The organism is Novosphingobium rhizosphaerae (assembly GCF_050920675.1).
Taxonomy (GTDB): Bacteria; Pseudomonadota; Alphaproteobacteria; order Sphingomonadales; family Sphingomonadaceae; genus Novosphingobium; species Novosphingobium rhizosphaerae.
The window spans coordinates 524,890-546,860 of the sequence record NZ_CP137861.1 but is presented as its reverse complement, the minus strand read 5'-3'; the positions used below and the strand labels follow the sequence as shown (position 1 = coordinate 546,860).

The 21,971-nt window shown below is 61.7% G+C and carries 15 protein-coding genes; 5 read left to right on the top strand and 10 right to left on the bottom strand.

What is annotated here, in order from left to right:
* The first annotated feature begins 37 nt into the window (after window positions 1–37).
* The 3 genes from R9J51_RS02565 to R9J51_RS02555 all read left to right on the top strand — a co-directional run bounded on the left by R9J51_RS02565 (window position 38) and on the right by R9J51_RS02555 (window position 4,377).
* Window positions 38–1,408 carry an IS1380 family transposase gene (locus R9J51_RS02565; RefSeq protein WP_066763960.1) on the top strand — a complete coding sequence of 457 codons (1,371 nt, stop codon included), beginning with the start codon at window positions 38–40 and terminating at the stop codon, window positions 1,406–1,408.
* Between the two features lie 1,389 nt (window positions 1,409–2,797).
* Window positions 2,798–3,259: a barstar family protein gene (locus R9J51_RS02560; protein WP_432787976.1), complete on the top strand. Its 462-nt coding sequence runs from the start codon at window positions 2,798–2,800 to the stop codon at window positions 3,257–3,259.
* Window positions 3,260–3,450: 191 nt separating this feature from the next.
* Window positions 3,451–4,377 (top strand): cobaltochelatase CobT-related protein, encoded by a 927-nt coding sequence (locus R9J51_RS02555; RefSeq protein ID WP_218847437.1) that lies wholly within the window; start codon window positions 3,451–3,453, stop codon window positions 4,375–4,377.
* A 203-nt stretch (window positions 4,378–4,580) separates the two neighbouring features.
* Here R9J51_RS02555 and R9J51_RS02550 read toward each other — a convergent pair whose 3' ends face one another.
* The 5 genes from R9J51_RS02550 to R9J51_RS02530 all read right to left on the bottom strand — a co-directional run bounded on the left by R9J51_RS02550 (window position 4,581) and on the right by R9J51_RS02530 (window position 8,021).
* Window positions 4,581–5,072 (bottom strand): DUF2199 domain-containing protein, encoded by a 492-nt coding sequence (locus tag R9J51_RS02550; RefSeq protein WP_179505786.1) that lies wholly within the window; start codon window positions 5,070–5,072, stop codon window positions 4,581–4,583.
* A 325-nt stretch (window positions 5,073–5,397) separates the two neighbouring features.
* Complete coding sequence (locus R9J51_RS02545) at window positions 5,398–6,036, bottom strand: class I SAM-dependent methyltransferase (RefSeq protein WP_432787791.1); 639 nt, start codon at window positions 6,034–6,036, stop codon at window positions 5,398–5,400.
* Between the two features lie 4 nt (window positions 6,037–6,040).
* A complete protein-coding gene (locus R9J51_RS02540; RefSeq protein ID WP_179505785.1) occupies window positions 6,041–6,451 on the bottom strand; it encodes a nuclear transport factor 2 family protein in 411 nt (136 codons plus the stop codon).
* A 30-nt stretch (window positions 6,452–6,481) separates the two neighbouring features.
* Window positions 6,482–7,234 (bottom strand): glucose 1-dehydrogenase, encoded by a 753-nt coding sequence (locus tag R9J51_RS02535; protein WP_179505784.1) that lies wholly within the window; start codon window positions 7,232–7,234, stop codon window positions 6,482–6,484.
* 52 nt (window positions 7,235–7,286) lie between these two features.
* Complete coding sequence (locus tag R9J51_RS02530; protein ID WP_179505783.1) at window positions 7,287–8,021, bottom strand: SDR family oxidoreductase; 735 nt, start codon at window positions 8,019–8,021, stop codon at window positions 7,287–7,289.
* Between the two features lie 226 nt (window positions 8,022–8,247).
* Between R9J51_RS02530 and R9J51_RS02525 the strand changes: the two genes are divergently transcribed.
* Window positions 8,248–9,144: a LysR family transcriptional regulator gene (locus R9J51_RS02525; protein ID WP_179505782.1), complete on the top strand. Its 897-nt coding sequence runs from the start codon at window positions 8,248–8,250 to the stop codon at window positions 9,142–9,144.
* A gap of 988 nt (window positions 9,145–10,132) precedes the next feature.
* On the opposite strand, the gene R9J51_RS02520 is transcribed toward R9J51_RS02525, so the two are convergent.
* Window positions 10,133–11,068 (bottom strand): hypothetical protein, encoded by a 936-nt coding sequence (locus R9J51_RS02520; protein ID WP_179505781.1) that lies wholly within the window; start codon window positions 11,066–11,068, stop codon window positions 10,133–10,135.
* Window positions 11,069–11,185: 117 nt separating this feature from the next.
* Between R9J51_RS02520 and R9J51_RS02515 the strand changes: the two genes are divergently transcribed.
* The gene (locus tag R9J51_RS02515; RefSeq protein WP_179505780.1) at window positions 11,186–11,632 is read left to right on the top strand and encodes a thermonuclease family protein; all 447 of its coding nucleotides are present in this window, start codon (window positions 11,186–11,188) and stop codon (window positions 11,630–11,632) included.
* Here R9J51_RS02515 and R9J51_RS02510 read toward each other — a convergent pair whose 3' ends face one another.
* From R9J51_RS02510 to R9J51_RS02495, 4 genes are read right to left on the bottom strand one after another with little or no spacing between them, the layout of a single operon-like run.
* The gene (locus R9J51_RS02510; protein ID WP_179505779.1) at window positions 11,633–12,943 is read right to left on the bottom strand and encodes a hypothetical protein; all 1,311 of its coding nucleotides are present in this window, start codon (window positions 12,941–12,943) and stop codon (window positions 11,633–11,635) included.
* Window positions 12,940–19,212, bottom strand: coding sequence for an AAA domain-containing protein (locus R9J51_RS02505; protein WP_179505778.1), 6,273 nt, complete (start codon window positions 19,210–19,212; stop codon window positions 12,940–12,942). Before R9J51_RS02505 ends, R9J51_RS02510 begins: the two co-directional genes overlap by 4 nt.
* Window positions 19,209–19,853: a 4Fe-4S single cluster domain-containing protein gene (locus R9J51_RS02500; protein ID WP_179505777.1), complete on the bottom strand. Its 645-nt coding sequence runs from the start codon at window positions 19,851–19,853 to the stop codon at window positions 19,209–19,211. Before R9J51_RS02500 ends, R9J51_RS02505 begins: the two co-directional genes overlap by 4 nt.
* A complete protein-coding gene (locus tag R9J51_RS02495) occupies window positions 19,853–21,676 on the bottom strand; it encodes an AAA family ATPase (protein ID WP_218843529.1) in 1,824 nt (607 codons plus the stop codon). The genes R9J51_RS02500 and R9J51_RS02495 overlap by 1 nt, the downstream gene beginning before the upstream one ends.
* Between the last annotated feature and the right edge of the window lie 295 nt (window positions 21,677–21,971).

The window sequence follows — 21,971 nt, the reverse complement described above, 5'->3', positions numbered from 1 at the left end:
AATGGGTGTCTAGACCAGTCCTTCAGCGAGGCAATTTATGCCACGGACCACACCCGCCGGGAGCGATGATAGCGCACCGGGATTTTCGTTTCCAGCGGTTGGCGGCAAGAAGGTCACAACCGCGTTCGACGGTGGCCGGCTGACCTCTGACGGCGGCGTTCTGCTGCTGGCGCAGGCCGAGCGCGCGATGGGGATCTGCCGGCAGCTTGCTGCGTGCATCGCCGATCCGCGTGACCCGACGCGGGTGATCCATCGCCTCGATGACATTCTGCGTGCCCGTGTGTTCGCGATCACGTGTGGCTATGAGGACGCCGATGATCTCGATGCCCTGCGCGACGATCCGGGCTTCCGCCTGGCGCTGGGCAAGTTGCCGGGATCGGGCGCGGGGCTGGCCAGCCAACCGACGATGAGCCGCTGGGAGAATGCACCGACCACGCGTGAACTGGCCCGGATGATGGTCGCGATGATCGGCGTTTACTGTGCCAGCTATCCGGCCCCACCGGCGGCGGTGACGCTGGATATCGATGACACGTGTGATGTCGTGCACGGCTATCAGCAGCTCTCGTTCTGGAACGGACATCACGGTGAGCGCTGCTTCCTGCCGATCCATGTGTACGATACCGCGAGCGGGCGGCCGGTGGCGATGCTGCTGCGCACTGGCAAGACGCCGTCGGGTGCCGAAGGTGCCGGCCACATCCGGCGCCTGGTGCGTCATATCCGCCAGCACTGGCCCGATACCCACATCACCATCCGCGGCGATGGGCACTACGCCCGTCCCGAGATCATGGCGTTCTGCGAGGCGGCCGGGGTCGATTACGTGTTCGGCTTGCCGACCAACGCCGCGCTGCGGGCCGATCCGGCCATCGTTGCCGTCGCCGATGCCTGCGCGGTCAAGCGGGCCCAGGCCCAACATCCGGTCCTGCGCAACTATGTCGAGACCCGCTACGGCGCCAAAAGCTGGAAGAGCCAACGCCGCGTCGTCGCCCGGATTGAGGCCAGCACGCTGGGCATGGACATCCGCTATGTCGTCACCTCGCTGACAGAAGGCTCGCCCGAGCACATTTACGACACGCTCTATTGCGCGCGCGGCCAAGCCGAAAACCTGATCAAGCGCCACAAGACCCAGTTGGCCAGCGATCGCACCTCGTGCCGCTCGGCCAATGCCAACCAGATGCGCCTCATCCTGCATACCGCCGCCTACTGGCTGATGTGGCGCGTCCAGCAGGCCATCCCCAAGGCCACCTCTCTGGCCACTGCCGAGTTCGCAACGCTGCGCCTGCGGCTGCTCAAGGTCGCCGCCCGCGTCATCGAGACCGCCTCGCGCATCCGTGTCGCCTTCGCGTCAGCATGCCCCGACGCCGGCGTGTTCAAAGCCATCGCCACCAGTCTCCGGCCAGCGCCGACATAGCCAGCGCGGCTGTGCCGCACAAAGCCCGAGCCATCGCCCATCAACCTCGAAAAGCCATCGGTTTTGCTGCGGCGAAAAACGCCGCCGAAACCGCGCGCCCGGATCACGCGGCCACCGACACATCAAACCCGGCACGCCCCAGTGCAGCGGGCTCATGAATAAGCCGGGTTAGTCCCAGCCAAAGTCTTTTAGCGATTGCCACAGCGCGCTGAACGAACGGCAAGAATCGATGACATCAAGATTGAGCGCGAACGACCGGAATTGGGTCGGATTCTGCGGCGGGCGATGGCACTGAAACCGGCAAGGGTCGTCCAAAAGGCGCCGTGGCGGTTACGACGCCGTCTCAATCATCGTATTGGGGATGTGATTTGGCATACTCAGGCGACAACTCAGCCATCCAATAGCGGCGCACCGCAGCTTGGTGGTTACGGAATGCCACAAGCATTGCCGGATTTGACTGTGAAAAGGGTTTGCCACTTGCCCCTGAAATAGAATAGCGGGACCATTTATCAAGCGCTGTCTGGCAACGGGCTAGAACCGAATCTGCTTTTGCAATTGAGACGCCGCGTCCTTCCGGTACTTGTTCTCGAATGCAAGTAATCGCGCGGCTGATCGGGGTGTCGGGTGATCTGGTGCATGCTGGCAGCACTGCTAAGATCCCAAGCCAGGGAAGGCGTCTTGTAACTCTCATGGGGTTCCCGTAAGTTAGCGCTGAACCGGCCGCAATTCACCAGCACAGGCTACACATGGGGCCAGCGACATCAATAAACAAATGACCGCTTCCGGCGTACCAACTCAGGCGCCTGAACGGCGGCTTTTGGGGCGACAATCACCGGCGCGAGCACCCGCGCGCCGGCGGCGACCATCCCCCTCCTTGCGTCATAATCAGCCTATCCGGTCACGACGCGACAATCGCTTGAGCTTGACGCGGGCGCGCTGGCGGCGGGGTTGTCACTCGGGCGCAAAAACGGACTTTCGACATGGTGCGATTACGGAGTAAAAAAAGAACTACTTGCGCTGCTGTATACGCAGGAACGCTAGCAAAATTCCCCAAAACAAACCACTCAAAAACGTAAGTATACAAATGTATCGGAGAATTGCCGATGGGCTGACGTAATCAATACCCATCCCGGCCGATGCAGCGATGAGTAGAAGTGCTCTAGGGAATAGATCATCCCGCCAGTGAAGGCGATTGGGTTCGCGCGACGCAGTATCACGATCAAACAGCATCATGAATCGGGACCAAATTGCCCAATCGGCAGCGATCCCCACAAAAGTTGCAAATATCACGATGGCTATGATTTCGAACATTGGAAGAGCCTAGCTCTGCCGTTCAACCTAGGCAACGTCCGCTGTCCCAAATTTTCTGATCACCAGTGTGCGTATGTCATGCCGGTGGAATCGGTAGTTAGTTGTCGATTTCAACCTGCTGAACCTATGGCTGCTTTCGACGCTGCGGCCACGGATATTGAATGCCACTATTGTCGGCGAGCGCGGCACAATGCCCACATCAGCGGCTCGCGCCCAGTTGCGAACGTTCGCCGCATGCGCCATTCAACGTTGATGCGGACCATTTACATTGATTGCGAGGGGGCGGAATCTGCGGACGAGGTTTGGCAGCGCTATGTGGACGCGGTGAACCCCGAAAATGCAGCCGTGTTTGGGCGCAATCTCGATGCCTTCTGGGACGCTGTCGAACATGGCGGCCCAGGTTGGCCTGGACCGGTAAAGCTTGTCTTCTTGCATTCGCAACGACTAGCCGCGCTTCGTACTCGGAACGGTCTATCCCTCTTTGCTGGGCTCCGTCAGATCGCAGATGAAGCGACGCAAACGTCTATCGAACTGGCGTAGATTCATCGTCGGCTAACCACCCAACCCAGGCCGTTCCCGGAGCCAGCGACATCGATAAACAAACGACCGCTTCCGGCGTGCGAACTCAGGCGCCTGAACGGCCGCTATCGCGGCGACGTCGGGCGGGACCTGCTCGATTGCTTGTCGCTTGATAATAGGCCAAATCTACGAACTCCAATTCGGAGTGTTGCATGTTCGGGGACTTATCGTCGGTCATCCTTGGGTTGAAGCGCAGGTTCAGTGGGCCCGAGCTCGACGCTGGCAACTATCGGGTTTTCACTACGGCATTCGATGAGGTGCTGGGTAAGGACGATCTATCTGCTCTGAACAAAGCTATGTCGTCTGACCAGAAACGCAGCTTCCAAGAGGCCAATCAGCGGTTTGATACGCTGTTCATGGCCGAGCGGGTCGAGATCGGGGCCGCTGGCGCTGCACTTGTTCGCGAGCTCAGACAGGGGTTGACCGAAGAGGACCGCCTAAAGACGGTAGTTTCCTTCTTGATCGACCATTCCGGCTCGATGCGCGGCTTGCGGATGATGGCCGCCGTGTTGGCGGTCGAAGGGGCTGTGGATGCGTTGACCCATGCTGGGGTCACCACGGAGATTCTGGGCTTTACCACCGCAAGCTGGCGGGGAGGTAAGTCGCGTAAGGCTTGGCGCTGGGCAGGAAGGCCGCGCAACCCTGGTCGCCTCTGTGACTTGCGGCATATTGTTTACGGAGAGGCCGGGCGGGGTCACAGTCGGCCATGGCACCTGCGCATGGCTTTGCGTCAGGATCTGCTCCACGAGAACATCGATGGCGAAGCACTTGCTTGGGCTGCAGGCAGGCTTGATGGACAGAAATGGTCTCGCCGGGTCATCTGCCTTGTCTCCGATCGTTGCCCTGTGGATGACTCCACGCTCCATGCGAACGAAGACAGGTCCCTATTGGCCCGGCATCTGGAAGAGACGGAACGGCGCCTCGCCGCTCAGGGCTACACCATCGCAACTCTGGTCATCGGGGATGAGGCTGCCCCGCGATCGGCACTATTTGAACGGGCGGCAGAACCAGAAGCGGCAGGTCTGGGGCTGATCCGTCTCTTGAACAGGACCTTATTAACGACGGGTGGCGCTAACTGAATGCGGCATTCTGCCTTTCCGCCCCCTATTGGCAGCCGATGAATGTAAGGCGGGTTTGAGTTTTGCGATTTGGAGCGCGGAGTGACGCCTTTGAAGGCGGCAATCGCCCGAGCGCCGCGCTAACGCGCCTGCGTCGCCTGTCGCCACACCAGCGCCAAAATCGGCCTATCCGGACACGATAACTTAGCGGACATGCCTACCGATCAACACAGCGCGAGAATATCATGCCAGCGCTTGGCATCGATGCCCCTCCGCTGCTCATCCGCGAGCAGACTGAAGTCTTCTGACAATAGCGACAGCCTCGGCCTCTTGGTTGGGTCGCGGAATTGAATTTTCACAGGGCTGCCAATCGAAGAGGGATACGGCGGCAGGTCATTCGCGAGAATGCCGTCCTTTGGTGGCTCGCTACTACCATCTTCATCATACAGCTCAAGATAGCGCTCAAAGATCGACCAATCGACTTCAGCCCAAGCGCCCCACGCAAATTCCCCTTCGCTTTCGGTGAAGGGGACGCCCAATACGCAGCGGATGAAATAACGCTCTCCCATTTGGCAAAGATCAGAGTTGAAGCGCGCCCTTTCAGCTCGATCATCCTCGGGGATGGCCCAAACCGCATCGGGAAGCTTGTACGCTTGATCAGTGAGAAGACCATCGTGGTGCTGACCACATATCGAGCATTGATATCCACTGGTCACGCCCGATTGGCCCCTCGATTGTCTGGTTCGGAACGAACGCCTTCCATATGTGCGATAGATTTTCAAACAAAAATGGGAGCATCCGCTCCCCCTAACTTTCCCGCCGGCTCGGCCTACGCGCAGAGATTGCACAACCGGTTATTCGCAGCCTCGCTTCTTGAGATAAACGAAGGCGCGGTTTCGCTGTCGGTATCCGGCCTTGGGAACGACGGCTTTCGCGGCGGCTCGCGACCAGATCCGGTCGTTCAACACCGCTCGGCTGATTGTCCGGTTTCCGCATTAGCGGTCGTTAGCGCCTGCAGACCTCTTGAAGGACCCTTTTTCATCAGGGCTTTACGAAGAGAAATGCGAAACGGTCAGTTTGCCCTTTTATCGATGGGTCAAACGCCTTGGCCGAACGCGGATCGGCATCGTTGGCCAGGGCGGCCATTTCCGCGTCGAGGACGAAGCCGGCCGCCTCTACCTCATCGCGAACAGCAGCCGGGTCGATCCGATGCAGCGATTGAGCATCCCGCGTACCGGTCCCGCCTGCAGCGGCGTGATCAACGATGACATAGGCGCCGCCGGGCTTGAGCCGTTCGAAGACCGCGCGATTGAACGCCTGTGCCGTTGCGCCCTTTGCCTGGATCAGCTTGGTATGAAGGTCATGATAGAACAGATGCAGCCACAGTATATCTGCGGGCTGCGTGACGTCCGGCATAGCCACAAGGTCTGCCGAAACGGCCTCGACGTTATCCCGACCCCCTTCTTTCGCAAGCGCCTGCATCTTGCCGAACGGATCGCTCTCGAAGTGAGCGACCTCGGCCGGCACAAAGCTGTAAACGCGTCCCTTCGGGCCGACGATGTCAGAGAAGCGGCGAGTCCAGTCGCCCGCACCGGGGAAGACGTCGATCACGGTCGCGCCGGTTTCAACCCGTGAGAAGCGGATCAGTTCTGAAAGCCTGGATTGGTCGTCCATCATCATCTCCCTACGCCTGGTTGGTCTTTCGCGACGCCAGTGCCAACGCCTGCGTGTCGATATATTCCTGGATGCGCGTCACCTTGCCGTCGTGGACAGTGATGTCGAAAACCCATTCATCGTTGAACGACCTGCCCGTGGCCTTGATCTTTCCCGTCGCGATGCCGACGACGAACACCCGGTCTGCGAGCGCGATTATTTCCGGCGGCCTTGGATAGGTCGTCTCTAACTCCTCGGCTGCCATCCTCTGCACGTTCGCAATGCCCGCGTGACCGCGATGCGTGCCCGCCAGCGGCCAGCCCTCGCCCGGGATGATCCACTCACTATCCTCGGCCACAAGCGCTAGCAGACCGTCCCGGTCGCCATCGCCGATCGCGGCGAAGAAGGCCTTCACCGTCTGGATGCTTGCTTCGCTACCCATGCTGCGTCTCCTGTCTTGCGTTGTGCCCGGTCAGACCTGGGCCATGCCGCCATCGACCGCGAGGTCGATTCCGGTGATGAAAGAGCCCTCGTCGGACGCGAGGAAGCTGACGGCAGCAGCGATTTCCTCCGGCTCACCCCTGCGACCCATCGGAATCTGGGAAGCAAACTGGGCCGCCGCCTGTTCCGCCTGCTCGGTCGTCAGGCCTGTCGTCGTGGCCAACGCCGGCGTATCGATGGGGCCGGGGCTCATCGCATTCACGCGGATATTGCGATCCTTCAGTTCCAGCGTCCAGGCGCGTGCGAAGCTTCGCACCGCCGCCTTGCTCGCGGCATAGGCGCTGAAGGCGGGCAACCCCATGATGTTGGAAACGGACGACGTCAGGATGATCGAGCCCCCGTCCCTGAAGAGCGGAAGGGCCTTCTGGACCGTGAAGAACAGTCCCTTCACATTCACATCGAATGTTTGGTCGAAATGGGCTTCCGACGCTGCCTCGAGCGGCGCGACCGTTCCCGCACCGGCATTCGCGAAGAGAATATCGACATGGCCGTGCTTTTCTTTCACGACGGCATAGAGCCGGTCGAGATCTTCCAGGCTGGAGACGTCGCCTGCGACCGTTGTGACGTTTCCACCCAGGACGGCCGCTGCCTCCGTCAGTTCCTTTTCCCGCCGTCCCGTGATCACGACCTGCGCGCCTTCCTCGATGAAGCGCTTGGCCGTGGCCAACCCGATCCCGCTGCTTCCGCCCGTGATGACGGCAATCTTGCCTTCCAGCTTTTTCATGACAGTTGTTCCTTTGATTTCTGTGGGTCGCATGCGCGAGACACGCGCCAGGTCAGAGTTGCGCCAGGCCGCCGTCGACCGCGACTTCGCTGCCGGTCATGAAGCTGCTGTCATCCGATGCCAGGAAGGCGGCGGCAGCCGCTTGCTCCGACGGATCGCTCATGCGCTGGAAGGCCGTCATCGCGCCGTAGGCCTTGACCCCATCCGCTCCGAGCGCGGCCGTGGCGAGTTCGGTCGCCACCGCTCCGGGCGACAGCACGTTGACCCGGATGCCGGTGCCCTTGAGGTCTTCCGCCCAGGTCCGCGCAAGGTTGCGTACAGCGGCCTTGCTTGCGCTGTAGGCGGTCATCGCCGGAGCGCCGGTGGTGCCTGCGCTCGATCCTGTCAGGATGATCGAGCCGCCCTTGCCCATCAGCGGCAGCGCCTTCTGAACGGTGAAGATCGCACCCTTCACATTGGTATCGAAAGTCTCGTCGATGTGTGCCGCCGTGATCTCGCCGAGCTTTAGCATGCTGCCCGTGCCGGCATTGGCGAAGACGATGTCCAGCGTTCCGCGCTTGGCCTTCACCGTCGCATACAGTCGGTCGAGGTCGGCCTCATTCGATACCGAACCTTTCACTGCGCGGGCGTCAGGCCCAAGTTCGGCCACGGCGTTGTCGAGCGCGTCCTGCCGGCGGCCGAAGAGGAAGACGAAGGCGCCTTCCTCGACGAAGCGCTTTGCAGCCGCGAGCCCGATGCCGCTTGCGCCGCCGGTAATTACCGCGGTCTTTCCATCCAATCTTGTCATATCGTCTATCCTGCGTTTGGCGCTTGAGGCCTCGACCGTTCGTGGTGGTCTCTTGCAAGGCGCAACATGGGCTCGCCAAAGTCAGACAGTGAGTGCGCAAAAGCGCACATCACTGGTGTGAAAACGATCCGGTTATCTTGTATAGGTCCGATATATCGTCGATCTCATTGCCGAGATCGCAATAATGGCGCTTTGAAAAATACGTGGCCTGGCGCAGGAATGCACCATGATCGACTGGGATGACGTCCGCTATTTTCTCGCCGCCGCGCGCAAAGGCTCGGTACGGGCAGCCGCCAAGCATCTCGGGGTCAACCACGCGACCGTGCTGCGGCGCATCGGCAACCTGGAAGATCGCCTCGGCGCGCAGATGTTCGAAAAGCTGCCGTCGGGTTATCGACTGACAGCTGCGGGCGAAGAGGTGCTCGAGCTGGCTGGCGAGATGGAAGCTTCCTCGCACCAGTTGGAGACGCGCGTGCTCGCGCGCGACCAGAGTGCGCGAGGGCTTCTGCGGGTCACGATGCCGCCGTTTCTTGCCAGTCGGCTGCTCATGCCCGATCTCGCCGAATTCGCGCGCCTGCATCCCGGTATCGAGATCGAGATCCTGTCGACCGGGGAGGTGGCGAATCTGACCAACCGGGAGGCCGATGTCGCGATCCGCATGGTCTCCAATCGCGAGAAACTGCCGCTCAATCTTCACGGCCTGAAGGGGCCGAACCTGTCCGCATGCGTCTACATGGCCCGCGACCGCCTGGCCAGCTGGCGCTCGGGCGCGCTCGACCCCATCCGACCGATCGTCGTCGACAGTCATGGCCTTCCGAATTGGGCCGACGCGGGCGAGTTCCGCGCAACAGGGACCCCGTTCCGGACAACGGATCCTGACGCTCAGATCGCTGCGGTAAGGCAAGGGATAGGGATCACCAGACTGCCGTGTTTCGTCGGAGATGCCGATCACCTGTTGGTCAGGGTTCCGGGCGTCGAACCGAGAGAACAGGCAATGCTCTGGCTTCTTACGCAGGGGGAAGCGCGCAAGACGAAGCGCGTGCGGCTCTTCAACGACTTCGTCTCGCATAGGCTCGCCTTGTACGCGCCGCTTTTGGCGGGCCTGTCCGTATCGGATGACTGAAAACGCGTTACGTCAGCAGGTCAGCTTCTTTCGAAAGCCGACTTTAGTCGGCGTTATTGGGGGCGGCTGGAAAGTCCCTGGCCCCGGCATTCCCCTGCACCGCGATAGAGGTGAACGTACGGTTGGTTCCGACGCAGCAGCCAGGGCCTCTGAACTTCAGCAATGAAGGCGGCGGCAATCGTCGGCATTTCGGTGGCGGTTATCGCAATTTTTACATCATAATTGGCCTATCCGGTCACGACACCGTGGCTGACGTTGGTTCATTTAGATAAGTTGCCGGCGATGATCGAACCATGGACCGAACGTTACCCAGCGCAAAAATGACAGGCATGCACGGCTTGGTGGAGCATATTTACAGGAGAAATATTTCATTTCTTTTTCGGAGGTTCGCTAGATTTGCTAGGTTTAAGGGACGGCGTATTCCCTGGTGTGGTTTTATTATCACGGCGGCGCTGATCCGGTTTCCCTGTTGATTTTGCTATCGGCTTTGGCCCTGGTTTAAGTGCCATGGATCCTCTCCCTTTTGAGCTCAAAAAGTTAATGCCGCGCACTTTCTACCTGAATTTTGAGAATCGGCATTATCATCTGATTATGCTCCACGTAGGATCAGTATAAGTCAAGACTGAATTATATTTAAAAGGCATATATTCTGACGAAGGTCATTAGACGCCGCTGGCTGAACTTTGTATTTCTGTGGGCGTCAACGGTAGTGTGAGCGATTGGCTAAGTCTGCGCGATTATTCCGAGCGTTTGCTGGGGGCTTGCATTCGCCTCGGCTTCGGGCGCGTGGCAGTCATGCCGCCCCGCCGACTAGGTGCGGTTCTTATGCTGTCGGCCAGTTCTCGTCATTCAATTACTCGCGACCACGGTAAACGAAAGAGTGCTTGGGATGCCGACGCTCCACCCCCTAAACATCTTGTTTTGCGCTTTATGGCTCGGTTTCACGGATATCTTAGGCGGTAGAAGATGAGCGGAGTGTTATACTTGGTTAGGGAAGTTCGATCCCGAAAGCCGCTGGATTGATTGGCCTGAATCCGTCGCGCTTCGTCCAATCAAAATGCCCACCGAGGCGTTCGACCAACGCAGCTGCCTCGGCTCGCTCCAAGTTCACCGCGCGGAGCGCCTGCGATGTCGTGCGAAGGTAAAGCACGGGCTGCGCCAGGATATGCCCGCTTGCGCGATCGAGAAGATCGGCCAGCATCACGACTTCGACCTCGTCCAGGGGAAGAATGGCGAGGTACTCCAAAGCCGCACGCACTGCGGCCGAACAGATGGCTTCGCGGTGCAATTCGTACCGTCGCCCGACTGGAATGGCCTTGACCGAAGCCTTGCCGGATTTGAGTAGCGATACGCTCTCTGCGGGAATGTCTTCCAGATCCAAGCCTTCGACGACCGCTATTACCCGTGTTCCGATGAACAGGGTATCGAGGCCCTCGATGCTGAACGGCAGGTCATCGAGCGAAGAATGGTCCTCCAGGGCCTCGATCAACGCATCCTGCTCGAGCGCCAGCACACGCTGCGCCCGACGAATGTCTGCATTGCGGTCTTCGACTTCCTGCACGCGGGCAAAATGAGCCTGATCATCACGAACTCGTGCCCGATCGATTGCATCTTCGAGGAGTTGTCGCACCTTCTCCTGGCGCTTCAGCACCTTGGTGAACCAGGATGGGCGATAATTTGCGAGCGCGGTCTTCGCTTCGTTCTCGGCGGTGCTGGCCCTTGCCGGCAGGGCGGACAGGGGCAGGGCGGCCTTTGTGGCCCAATTCTGCCGAGGAACAGAGACGCGGTGCGCTCCGACAAGCGCATCGATCATCTCCTCGTATTCCCGTACCGCCTCGCCTGCTGCCTCCAGCATGGCTTCACGTTCAAGCACCTTCTGGTAGGCTAGTCGTCGGCGCTGAGCCTGCTTTGCATTACGATCCATGGCGCGCATTGTGCGGATAACACCGCGCGTGACTTGTCGGCTTGTAACCAACGTTGCCCCCTCATCCAGAATCTCGTCATTGATCTATACGGCATCATTGCCCACAGGACAGCGCCAATGGGTATCTTGATGGCGTTGCTTGCCTCGCAAGCGTTGATTTCCGGGCCAATGATGGTCGTCGACGGCGATACGCTGCGTGTCGGCTCGGAACGTGTCCGTCTTGTCGGCATCGATGCGCCCGAGCAGACCCAACGCTGTGGACCTGAACGCCGGGTCGCCTGCGGCATAATGGCCTCGCAATGGCTCGAGCAGTTTGTCAAAGGGCGAATCGTCCAATGTCTGCCCACCAAGCGCGATCGTTATGGCCGTCTGCTCGCCAAGTGCAACGTTGGAGGCACTGATCTAGGGGCGGCAATCGTCGAAGCCGGCTGGGCGATCGCTTATCGGCGCTACAGCAACGCCTATGTCCTGCCGGAAAGCAGGGCCCGGCGGGCGCGGCGCGGCCTGTGGGCGTTCGGGTTTCAGGCTCCGGAAACCTACCGCACAATACATCGACGCCCCTGATCAGGGCAGATTCTTCGACTTGAGAGTCGGTGCGCTGGCGCGGGTTTCATCGCCGCTGGTGGCAATTGCCACGCGCTTCAGCGGAACGGCGCCGATTGGCAAGGCACGCTCGATCTGAAGCGCCCCGCCTTGTTCAGACAAGTTCGCCTGCAATCGCGATACGTCGCCGCACCAGATCGTTTCGGCGTCGCGGTCGCGGGCAGCGTCGGGGCCGACGCCGCCGCGCTCGAAAGCGACCGGTTTCATCTGCACGCGGTCGGCGCCGCTCACTTCAACGCCATAGTCGGGACGGGAGCCACTGCGCAGGACAAGGCGCCCTTCCGTCGCCCAGGCTGTCATCATGCCTTCGGACAACTCGTAGCCAAGATCGCCGAGCGCAGACAGCAACGCCTTGCGGCTGGCCGCCACAGCCACGGATTTGCGCTGTTCCTGCAGAGCGACCTCGGCTGCCGCTATCCTTGTCTTGGCTTCGTCGACCGACAACGCATCGATGCTTTCCAGCCAGACATCTGCATCGATCCCCGCTGCGCGCGCCTGCGCGACAGTGGCCTCGAGCGCGGCCAAGGCATCGGCGCGTTCACGGGCCACTGTCAGGCCGCGCCCGGTCTCTACCTCCAGTGCGTCCATCAAAAGATTCCGGCGTCCGCGCGCGGCCGATTGCGCATCGGCGAGCCGTTCGTGCCAGTCTGGCCGGACTGCGGACGGATCGATCTGACGGATCTGCGCTATGCGCAGGGCGACTCTAGCCAACGCCGGATCGGGTTCTTCTTGGGCGGACGTTGCCAACCATTCGGCAAATGATCTCGTGCTTTCGCCAGGTCGAAGCTTTTCGACAAGTTCGCGGTCAAGCGTCTGCCTGGAAGAAGGAGCCAGGGCAAGCAACGCGCGGCTCGTTGCCTCAGCGTCCCCACGCAGCAGTCCCTTCTCCAACTCTGCGTCAATCGGGCTTCCGGTCTTGCGCAGGGCTGACAGAACAGCTGCCGATGCTTCGGCAGCAAGGCGATCACGGGAGCGTGATGCAGCCTGGGCGCTGGCCGCCTGCGCCAACCTGTGCTCCAGGTCGTCGCCCAGGAACTGTTCTTCCAGTGGCGCTTGCTTCTGGAGATCCATGAACCGGTCCGCAGCAAAGAGAGCTGCAAGCTTATCCCGTCGCCCTCGTGTTGCGGCGATCGCAGCTTCGTCCACGCAATCGTTTCGCTGTCCCACCCTGATCCATCGATCCAGGGCGGCGTCAACCCGAGCGAGATGCCCCTGGCAGATGTCGATCAGCTCTTCGCGCGTGACGATCCGAACCACTTTGGGACCGCTCATGACTTTGCTCCCATTGCATTCACAATGGCGCGGCGTAGCCGCTCGCGCTCGATGGCCGGCTCATGATGCCAGCGGTGGGAAGAGACCCGATGGATCACGGGGATCGACCGGCGCAAGACGGCCGGGCGCCACATTTCGCGGGCGCGGGCATTCGCCAGCAGCGGATCGCGCGGGGCATCGCATTCGATGCCGATGCCATAAAGGCCGGTGCGAGGGTCTTCGATCGCGAAATCAAGGCCGAACGCGCCCTCTTCGCTCACTGGTGAGGGCTCCCACCCGAGCGCCCGGATTTCCTCGGCAACCGCCTCTTCGAGGCCGTCTTGCAGCTTTTCATGGGGGGGCGCGCTGCGTTGTTCCGGCGTGAGCCGAGACAGCAAGGCGCGCGCTGCATGGAGCTCACCTTCCGAAATGCAGCGGGCATATTCGAAGTATGCCTGCAGATAGTCGCGTGGCGTGCTTGCCTGGCGGCGGGTGGACAAAAGGTCCGAAATCAGTGGCACTGGTATCGAGGTGACCAGAAGCACCTTTTGCCGGGCGCGGGTAACGGCAACGTTGAGGCGTCGCTCGCCACCAGCCTGGCCCAACACACCGAAGCTGCGGCGGAACGTACCCTGGGCATTGCGGCCAAACGTCGAGGAGAACACGATCACATCCCGCTCGTCGCCTTGCACATTCTCCACGTTCTTAACGAAGAAACCCATGTCTTCGCCACCCTCGACACGATCCCGTTCCCTAGAAATCGCCTGACGGAAGGCGGGATCCTGTTCCGCGAGATCTTCGAGCACTTCCTCGATAAGATCGGCTTGCTTGCGGTTGAACGTGACGACCCCGACCGTTGGGATCGGTCCCGTTGCTTCGAGCCAGATGCGCCGTAGGCTGGCCGCGACCAGTTCTGCCTCAGTCCGATTGGTCTGGTCCTCGTAGATGCCGTCGGCGCGAAGCACCTCGATCGGGCGCACGCGGCGAATCTCGTCGGCCGGATGGCGCGCAGGAACGCTCAGCTTGTTCACGTAGAACGAGGCGTTGGAGAACTGGATCAGTTCACGATAGGCCGAACGGTAATGGATCTGCAGGGTCGTGGGCGGCAGGACCGTCTTCGCCAGTTGAAGGAGATCCGGGCAATCCTTGATTTCGCGCCGGTTCCAGCTTTCCGAGACGCTCTCGCGCTCTTCGTCGTCAAGGTCCTGCTCTGCGTCCTGACCTTCATAGACGTCGGCTTCGTCGCTCTCCACACGACTGGTGAAAAACGCGGTCGGTGGCATTTGCTTCTCGTCGCCTGAAACGATCATGTTACGGCTGCGATAGAGGGTCGGAAGGGCATACTCGATCGGCATCTGGGATGCCTCGTCAAAGATGACCGTATCGAACAGCGCCTTGCGCAAGGGCAACAACCGGCTCGCGACATCGGGATTGACCAGCCACACAGGCCGCAGCTTCATGAGCCCCAGGTCTGCCCCCCTGTCTACGAACTCGCGCAGACGCTTGGCGCGCTGGCCGCGCAGGCGCGTGATGTCTTCCCACTCGCGCAGGGGCCGTAGATGGCTTGCATCGAAACCCTCGACCAGATGCCGGCGGTTGAGCGCGCGCATCTCGCCGTCAGCTTGCGCCAGTGAGCTTGCTTTCGCCTCCAGTTCGTAGGCTTCGAGCAACAACACGGGCCTTTCGGACTCCATGCGGTTTTTCCACGCGAGCCGTGCTTCGCTGGCGATGATCCGCCGGACCACGGGTTCGAGCTCCGCCGCAGCCAGGTTCTCCAGTCTTGGCCGAATGCGCGCAAGCTCGCCGAAAACCGCCAGGGCCCGCTCATCCAGTTGCGTGACACGAGGGCGAAACCGCTGATAGGCAGCCACGCTTGGCAGGGCGCCGCTCATTTCATCGAGGCGCGAGGCGTTTGACGCATCGGCTCCAATTGCCGCTTCGACCTCGCCGACCCAATCTTCGTCCATCCACAGGCGAAGACGGGCGAGCCGCGCCAGCGACTCGCTGCGCGCGGTGTGCCGGGCAAGGCCTTGCTCGATGCCGTCTATCAGATCCTCGACTGCCGAGCGGGTTCTTGCGCGTGTCATTGCGAAGGCTGTGTCGCGCTCCGGATAGGCTTCGAGCCTTGCGACGACCGCTTCTGTCTCAGACAGCGCGCGCAGAAGCTTGCGTGCCTCCTCGAGAAGCTGGGGCACGCGAAGCCCCGCAAGATGGCCGGATGGCTCACCGAGGCCGACGGTCAGCTCGGCGAGACGAACACGGATCCGGCGCAGGCGTACCTCGCGGTGAAGGGCTGCGTTGAATGATTGCTCATCCTCAAGCCCCTGCTCAGCAAGAAACCCGCTCAGGCGCCGGGATGCCAGCCATCGCGACGGTGATAGCCGCTCCAGGAAGCTGGGGTGCTGCATCAGCCTGGTGGAGACCTGCAGCCAGTTGGCCAGTTCTTGTTCCGACAGGCTCTCTGCGACGGTAGCTGCATCCTGCGCCGCATCGTCCGCGGGCAGCTGGAGCAGGTTGCGCTCTACCTCCGTCAACTCTTTGTGCTCATCGGTCGATGCAGGGGGCCTCTCCCCGGCACCGGCAAGCTGGCCGAGCCAGCGTGAAAGTCGCTCCCGCTCGATGTCATCCAGCTTCAGGAGCGCTGCACTATGCTCGTTTGTCCAGCGGCGGTAGGATTCCGGATTGTCGATGACAAGCGCATTGGGGGTACGTCCAATGACTGCAGCGCGTTCGCTTTCGCTAGCTGAAAATGCTAGAAAATCTGAGCCGAAGGCATCGATCGTGCCGGGGTCAGCGGCAAACGGTTTTGTGCGCGCGAGCGCGCTTCCCTCGTAGCGTGCCGGGAGCCATAGGCGAGACAGCGGCGCGCAGGTTTCGGCGAGCGCAGCGAGGCTTCCCGGGTCTTCCCCTGCCAGGACCTGGCGCAGGGATGGAAGTGCCGGTGTGTCGCCTTCGCGGGCGAGCCGAACCAGTTCCCCCAGGATAACGCGGTAGGACACGCCGGTTGCCGGATCCTCGGCGTGCAGGGCTTCGTGATAGCTGTCGAGTTCGTGTTCCAGAACCTCGATGCGACCGGCGATCTGGTTCCGCTGCTGGCGCAGGAACAGAGCACCGCCAGGACGCCGGAACAGTTCCTCGAGTTGCTCCCGAACCGCCCGGATCACCGGTTCGCGATCCTTGTTCACGTCATTGACCATGACGACGCGGTTGCCGAGCCCCGCGGCATCGAGCCGCTTGTGAACCACTTCGAGCGCGGCCTGCTTTTGGCAAACGACCAGCAAGCTGCGGCCGGTGCCGATCGCGTCGGCAACCATGTTGACGATGGTCTGGCTCTTGCCCGTTCCGGGCGGCCCCTCGACCAACAGCCCGCGACCGGTTCGTGCATCGAGAACGGCCGCTTCCTGGGAGGGATCGCTGTCGGCGGTAAAATAGCGATCGACTTCGGCAACCGGTTTGCGCTCGGGCCGCTCTACGCTCTCGCCGATCCGAAATGCGGTTTCGAGGCTTGTCCCAACGGGCGGTAGCGCCTTGAGTTGCCGCAGGTCCTCCATGACCGCTTGGCCGAGAAAGCCAAGGTGGAACAGGGCTGCACTGCAGCGCACGCGATCTTCGCCCGGCCGGATTCTGAGATCCTTCGAGGGTAAGGGGGATAGCGAGCGTTGCTCGACCTGCGCGAAATCGCGGAACGCTTCGGTGACCTCGGCAGCGTTGATGCTGGCGCGGCCTAGTAACTCGTTCGCCTTCTCGCGCCAACGCGCCGCCTGCTCCATCCCCAGCATCGTTTCGAACGCAGGGTTCAGCCTTACTTCTTCCCGATCCCGGTCAAACGACAGCGAGATCCGCCCTCTGGCGCCCACTTCCGGAACCAGCCGGACAGGCCAGAGGAGGATTGGCGCGATACGAGGCCGAGTAGAAGCGCGCGCCTCCTGCATGACCAGGAACGGAAACCCGAGGTACAGGCCGTCGATGCCGGTATCCCGACGATACAGCGTCGCATGCGCGTGCAGGGTGCGCAGCCGGCGCTCGACGCGTGGATCGTCAGTCAGTGGCGCAGGGTCGATCGTGATCGGCTGGTCATTGCGCAGCAGGACATGGTCCAGGAGCTCGGCGGCGGGACGACGCTGGCTGTCCAACTCTGTCAAATCGACACGCGCCGTCGTCTTGCCGATGATCATGCGCGTCAACGGCCCCCGCATGACCGCACCCGTGATACGCCGGGCAAAGAAGTCGAGAAGCGTTGCGACATAGGCCTGGCGAGGCGGTTGCTTCCACTGGTCCAGGGGCACGGAAAGCAGCGCGAGCGTACGCGCGAGAGGGAGCCTGCGTTCGAGGCGAAACTGGTCTGCCCAATCATCGATCCGGTCGATGCCGCAACGCGCGAAGCCTTCGACGCGCGCGTCCATTTCAGCCAAAAGAGCGCCGGGACCCACTGTCAGGCGTTCTCGCGCATCATTGCGGTCGAATTGATCTAGCCCCGCGCGCCTGGCCGCTGTCTCGGCCTCGTCGATGATTGCATCAGCACTGCGGAATTGTGACGCTGCCGCAGCCAGGAGAAGGATCAAGTCTTCTTCTTGCGTTACCTTGCGTTCGATTATGGCGAGCAGGCCAGGATGGTCGGTATCGGGGAGAATCCGGCGCTGTTCTTCCCAGAGCGCCGCAAGCCGGGCTTTCGAAGTGGATAGAGCCAGCACCTGGAGCTTGGTCTCGTCGAGCTCCACCTCGAGATGCCGTGCGCGTTCGCGAACACGGGCCTCGCGACGCTTGAGGCGCACCAACCAGACTTCGTCGTCGCTCCGCTCGAGACGGTCGGGCACCGGTCCCGTGATCAGGGCATAGCCATCTTCGGGGTTGTCGACGAGCCAGCCCGGAGTGATGATCTCACCCCGGACCACCAGCGGCATTGCCGGATTGAGCGTCTTGAGCGCCAGGGCCTGGCGAATGTCAGGCGCGACGCCATCAAGCGCAGCGATTTCGCGGATCTCCAGGCGCAGATCAGGATGGAGCTTGGCTTCTTCCATCCAGGTCGCAAGGTCGCCGCGCAGCAATTGGGACAGTGCTTCGTCCCAATGGATGGGGTCCGCTGCCGCCAGGGCGTACTGCGCGGGGCCAGAGAACCGGCGCCCGCCAAGCGTGATCGAGCGCTGTGCTTCGTCGTCCTCGTAAGGTTTGCGGCGGCCCGCGGCGTCGGGCGCACCGCCGGCAAGCCAGGATTGAACCTGATCCCACCCCCAACGCAAACGGCGGTCAGCGGCAAGCAGGCCACTCAGGAGGAGGTCGACCCTGGGATCGAGGTCTTCGGGGATCGGCGCGCCATTGGTCAGGATGCTGATCAGGAAGGATTGGTCATCCGCGCCCGCGAAGCAGGCGCCTCTCGTCACCTGCTCCAGAATGATCATCCCCAGGCTCCACCAGTCGCTTGCGGCAGCGACCCCGCCTGCGACGGCTTCAGGGGCGGTGTAGCGTGTGATCTCCAGCGGCGAGACGATGTCCAGGTCATAGTCCGATAAGCGGGCCGAGCCGAAGCCGGTTATCACCAGGTCGAGGGGCTCGCGAGTTCGCACCATGATCGCGGCCGGATTGAGATCGCGGTGGCGAAGTCCGCATTCGGCCAGTGCCGCAAGTGCGCCGCCGACCTCGAGCACAATCGTCGAAAGCGTCGCCAGATCGTCGGCAACGAGGCCGACGTCAGCGAAGCTCCCACCGCGCAGGTCCTCGGACACCTCATAGACCCGATCGCCAAAGCGACCAGTTTCAATCACCTCGGGGACGTGATCGCGATCCAGTGTTCGCAGGACCTCGTAGACTTCGGGGTCGGGTTCGCTGCCCTGCGCGTAGAGCACCAGGATCGCGCGGCGGCCATCGGATGCACGCTCCGCCTCATACCGTTCCTGCACCTGGCTCCCGGTTTCGACCCGCCGCAGTAGCGTCCACTCGCCAATGGCAGTTGGCACCGACGGCAATTCCGTCGCCGTATCGCGGTTACCGGATTGGCCCGGTTCGCCGATGCCGGTGGGCGAGGGCGGCGGCGAGCCGTCAGCGACCGTTTCATCTGCGTCGGCTCCGCATTCGGGGCAGATGAGGTCGCCGGGCTCAAGCGTATGGCCGTTGAGACACCGGGCGCCTGCTGGTCGAGCGGGAGCTGGCGCAACTGCCTGTTCGGGACGCCAGCCTTCCGGCCTCATGGGTAGGGAAGATAGATCCCAGTCGCATGGATGTCCGTCCCGCTCACCTTCGCAGAACATCTCGTCGAGCGAACGCTCTGTCTGGCAATTCGGACAAAAGCGGATCATGCGGCGAACCGTCCCTGCATATCGGATGTCACAACCTGGTGGCCGGCCGCCGAGAGGGTGCGGCGAAGCCGCGCCAGGTCGCCACGTGCGGGGATGCCGGCCATCCACGCGCCGCCATCCTCATCGAACATCACATCGAGCGTCCGGTCCCCGTCTGTCGCGTGGCGGTCATAGGGGAGAAATGCGGCGCCAAGGTCCGTGAGAACGTGCAACCGCTGGTTGTCGCTGCCGCGAAGCGCCAGGCTCTGCGGAACTTCGGAACGAAACGGCCCGGTGATGATAGCATCGATGAGCCCGGCATTGGCGTCGAGCCAAGGTCCGATCACGCCCATTTCGAGGCCTGAGAAGACCAGCACTGACTTGTCCGACAACCGCCGCCACGCGTTCAGGATTTCAGCCAGGGCATGGGGTTGCTCGAACGGCTCTCCGCCCGAGACGGTAAGACCATCGGCTTCCCGGGCGAAGCATGCCAGCTGATCGATGATCTTCCCGGTCTCGATGGCGCCTTCGCCGTGGGCCCAGGTATCGACCGAAATGCAGCCTGGACAACGCAGGCTGCAGCCCTGGAACCAGAGTCCGACGCGGCGGCCGGGTCCAAGGGCTGTGACGGGAAAGTGCAGGCGAGACAGAAACATGCGCATTACGCTGCCTCCAGGGTCAGCGTCGTGGTGGCACCGTGCTCGAGCTTCGTGATCCTGACGGGGCCGTGACCGTCCCGTTCGAACAGGGCGCGCGACAGGGGATTGATGAGATGGGCCTCGATCTTGTTGCGAATGCCGCGGCCGCCATTCGACAGGTCGGCAACGCACAGGCCTCGCAATGCCTCAAAAGCTTCCGACGCGATATCCACCTGCTGGCCCGAGGCTTGGGCATCCGCGCAGACGGAGCGGACCATGGACTCAAAGATGCGATTGCCGACCTCTGGCCGGATGAAATCGAACACGATCACGTTTTCGCCGAAGCGATTGAGGATTTCGGGCCGATTCAGGACCAGCTTGAAGTGGTTCTCGATACCTTCACGCACCCGCGCCTGCACTTGCGCAAAGGGCTGGTCCGCAGTGACATTGGCGCGCCGTTCACCGTCTGCTCCGGTGGTGTATATCCCCAGGTTCGACGTGAAGATGATGAGGGCTTCGGAGAAATAGACCCGGTCACCACGGCCCGACGTCAGGACACCATCGTCGAGGATCTGCAGGAATTTGTCGAGAATGCGCGGGTGGGCTTTCTCGATTTCATCGAACAGGACGACGCTGAACGGCTTCTCGCGGACGGCATTGGTGAGCTCCCCGCCGACGTCGTAACCGACGTAGCCGGGAGGCGCACCGATCAGCCGCTGGTCGGCATGTTCGGCGCTGAACTCCGACATGTCGAAGCGGATATAGGCGCTCTCGTCGCCGAAGAGCAGTTCCGTCATCGACTTGGCGAGCTCGGTCTTGCCAACGCCCGTCGGGCCGGCAAGGAACGCGATGCCGCGCGGCCGATTGCCGCGCCGCGCACCCCCGATGCCAGTCGCGGCGCGCTTCACGATGTCCATCATATGGGTGACCGCATGATCCTGGCCAACGACGCGCTTGCGGATCGTAGCGGCTCCCTCGAGAATTCTGCGGCGCTCGATCTTGCGCCAGGCATCTTCGGTTACGCCAACCTTGTAGCGCCGGACCGCTTCGCCGATCGCCGACACGTCGACCCGTTCGGCCCGTCCCAGCTGGACCACAGCGTTGAGGTCCATCAAAAGCATGCCCTCGGTCACATCGACAAGGTTCTCCCGCGCCTTTGCAAGAACCTCTTCCGATGCCTCCCGCCCACCTGGCATCGAACGGACGAGCGATGGGGCCACCGAGCTGCGTGCGGCGCGATCAGGCGTCGCGATGGGGATATGGCGAAGGCGCGGATTGTCGATCAGCAGCCAGTCGGGCAGGTCGCCTTCCTTCTCTGCGATCCATATGACGGTGTTGAAGCGTGGAGCGCGCTCGGGCCCCGTCGGACGCGGCTGCACCGTCTGGGCAAGGACGAGCGCGCGGGTGAACAGGCTTTGCTCGGAAGCGGACAAGGCATCACTACGGACAACCAGGCGGGAAGCAAAGTCCACAATCAGGGCGAGCGGCGGTCCATCGAGCTCTGCCTGCCGCTGGAGTACGGTGTTAAGCAGATCGATACCGCCGGCAGCTTTCCCACCCGAGGGCGTCAGCCCGAGACGCGTTAGCGCGGCATCGGGATCGCGTCCGGTTGCAAGAGCGGTAAGGTCACAGAAGCCGGCAACAGGATCGTAGCGGACAATGTCATCGTAGCCCGCCTGGCCAAGTGCATCGGCGAGCACATCGCCAAGCGATCCGGCATGAGCTCGTTCGCCGTCAGCGCGGATCTGCAGATCCCGCACATTTCCGGTCAGTACAAACTGGCTCTTAAGTGGCAGAAAGCGCACAAGGTCGCGCACCCAGCGGGGGCGCAAATCTGCTTCGGTCACTATTCAATTACCCCCGAACGAGCCACAGAAGCGAGTCCGCAGCATAGCGTAGCGTGTATTTCGATAACAAATGGTCAATCGCCCTGTGTCAACCAAATCACCACTCCCGACCCAATAATTTTCTTGCGTGAAATGATGACGGACATGGTAAAAGTTATGCCCGTGCCTCGTGGAGAAGCGCCTCATTCAAATAAATTGGAAATACCATTGCGGTTGCGGGAGTTGGAGCCGGCAACTGGCTTGGTAGCATTTGAAAGCCTTGCAACTCGCGCTCTGTCCGCTTTTACTGGATTCA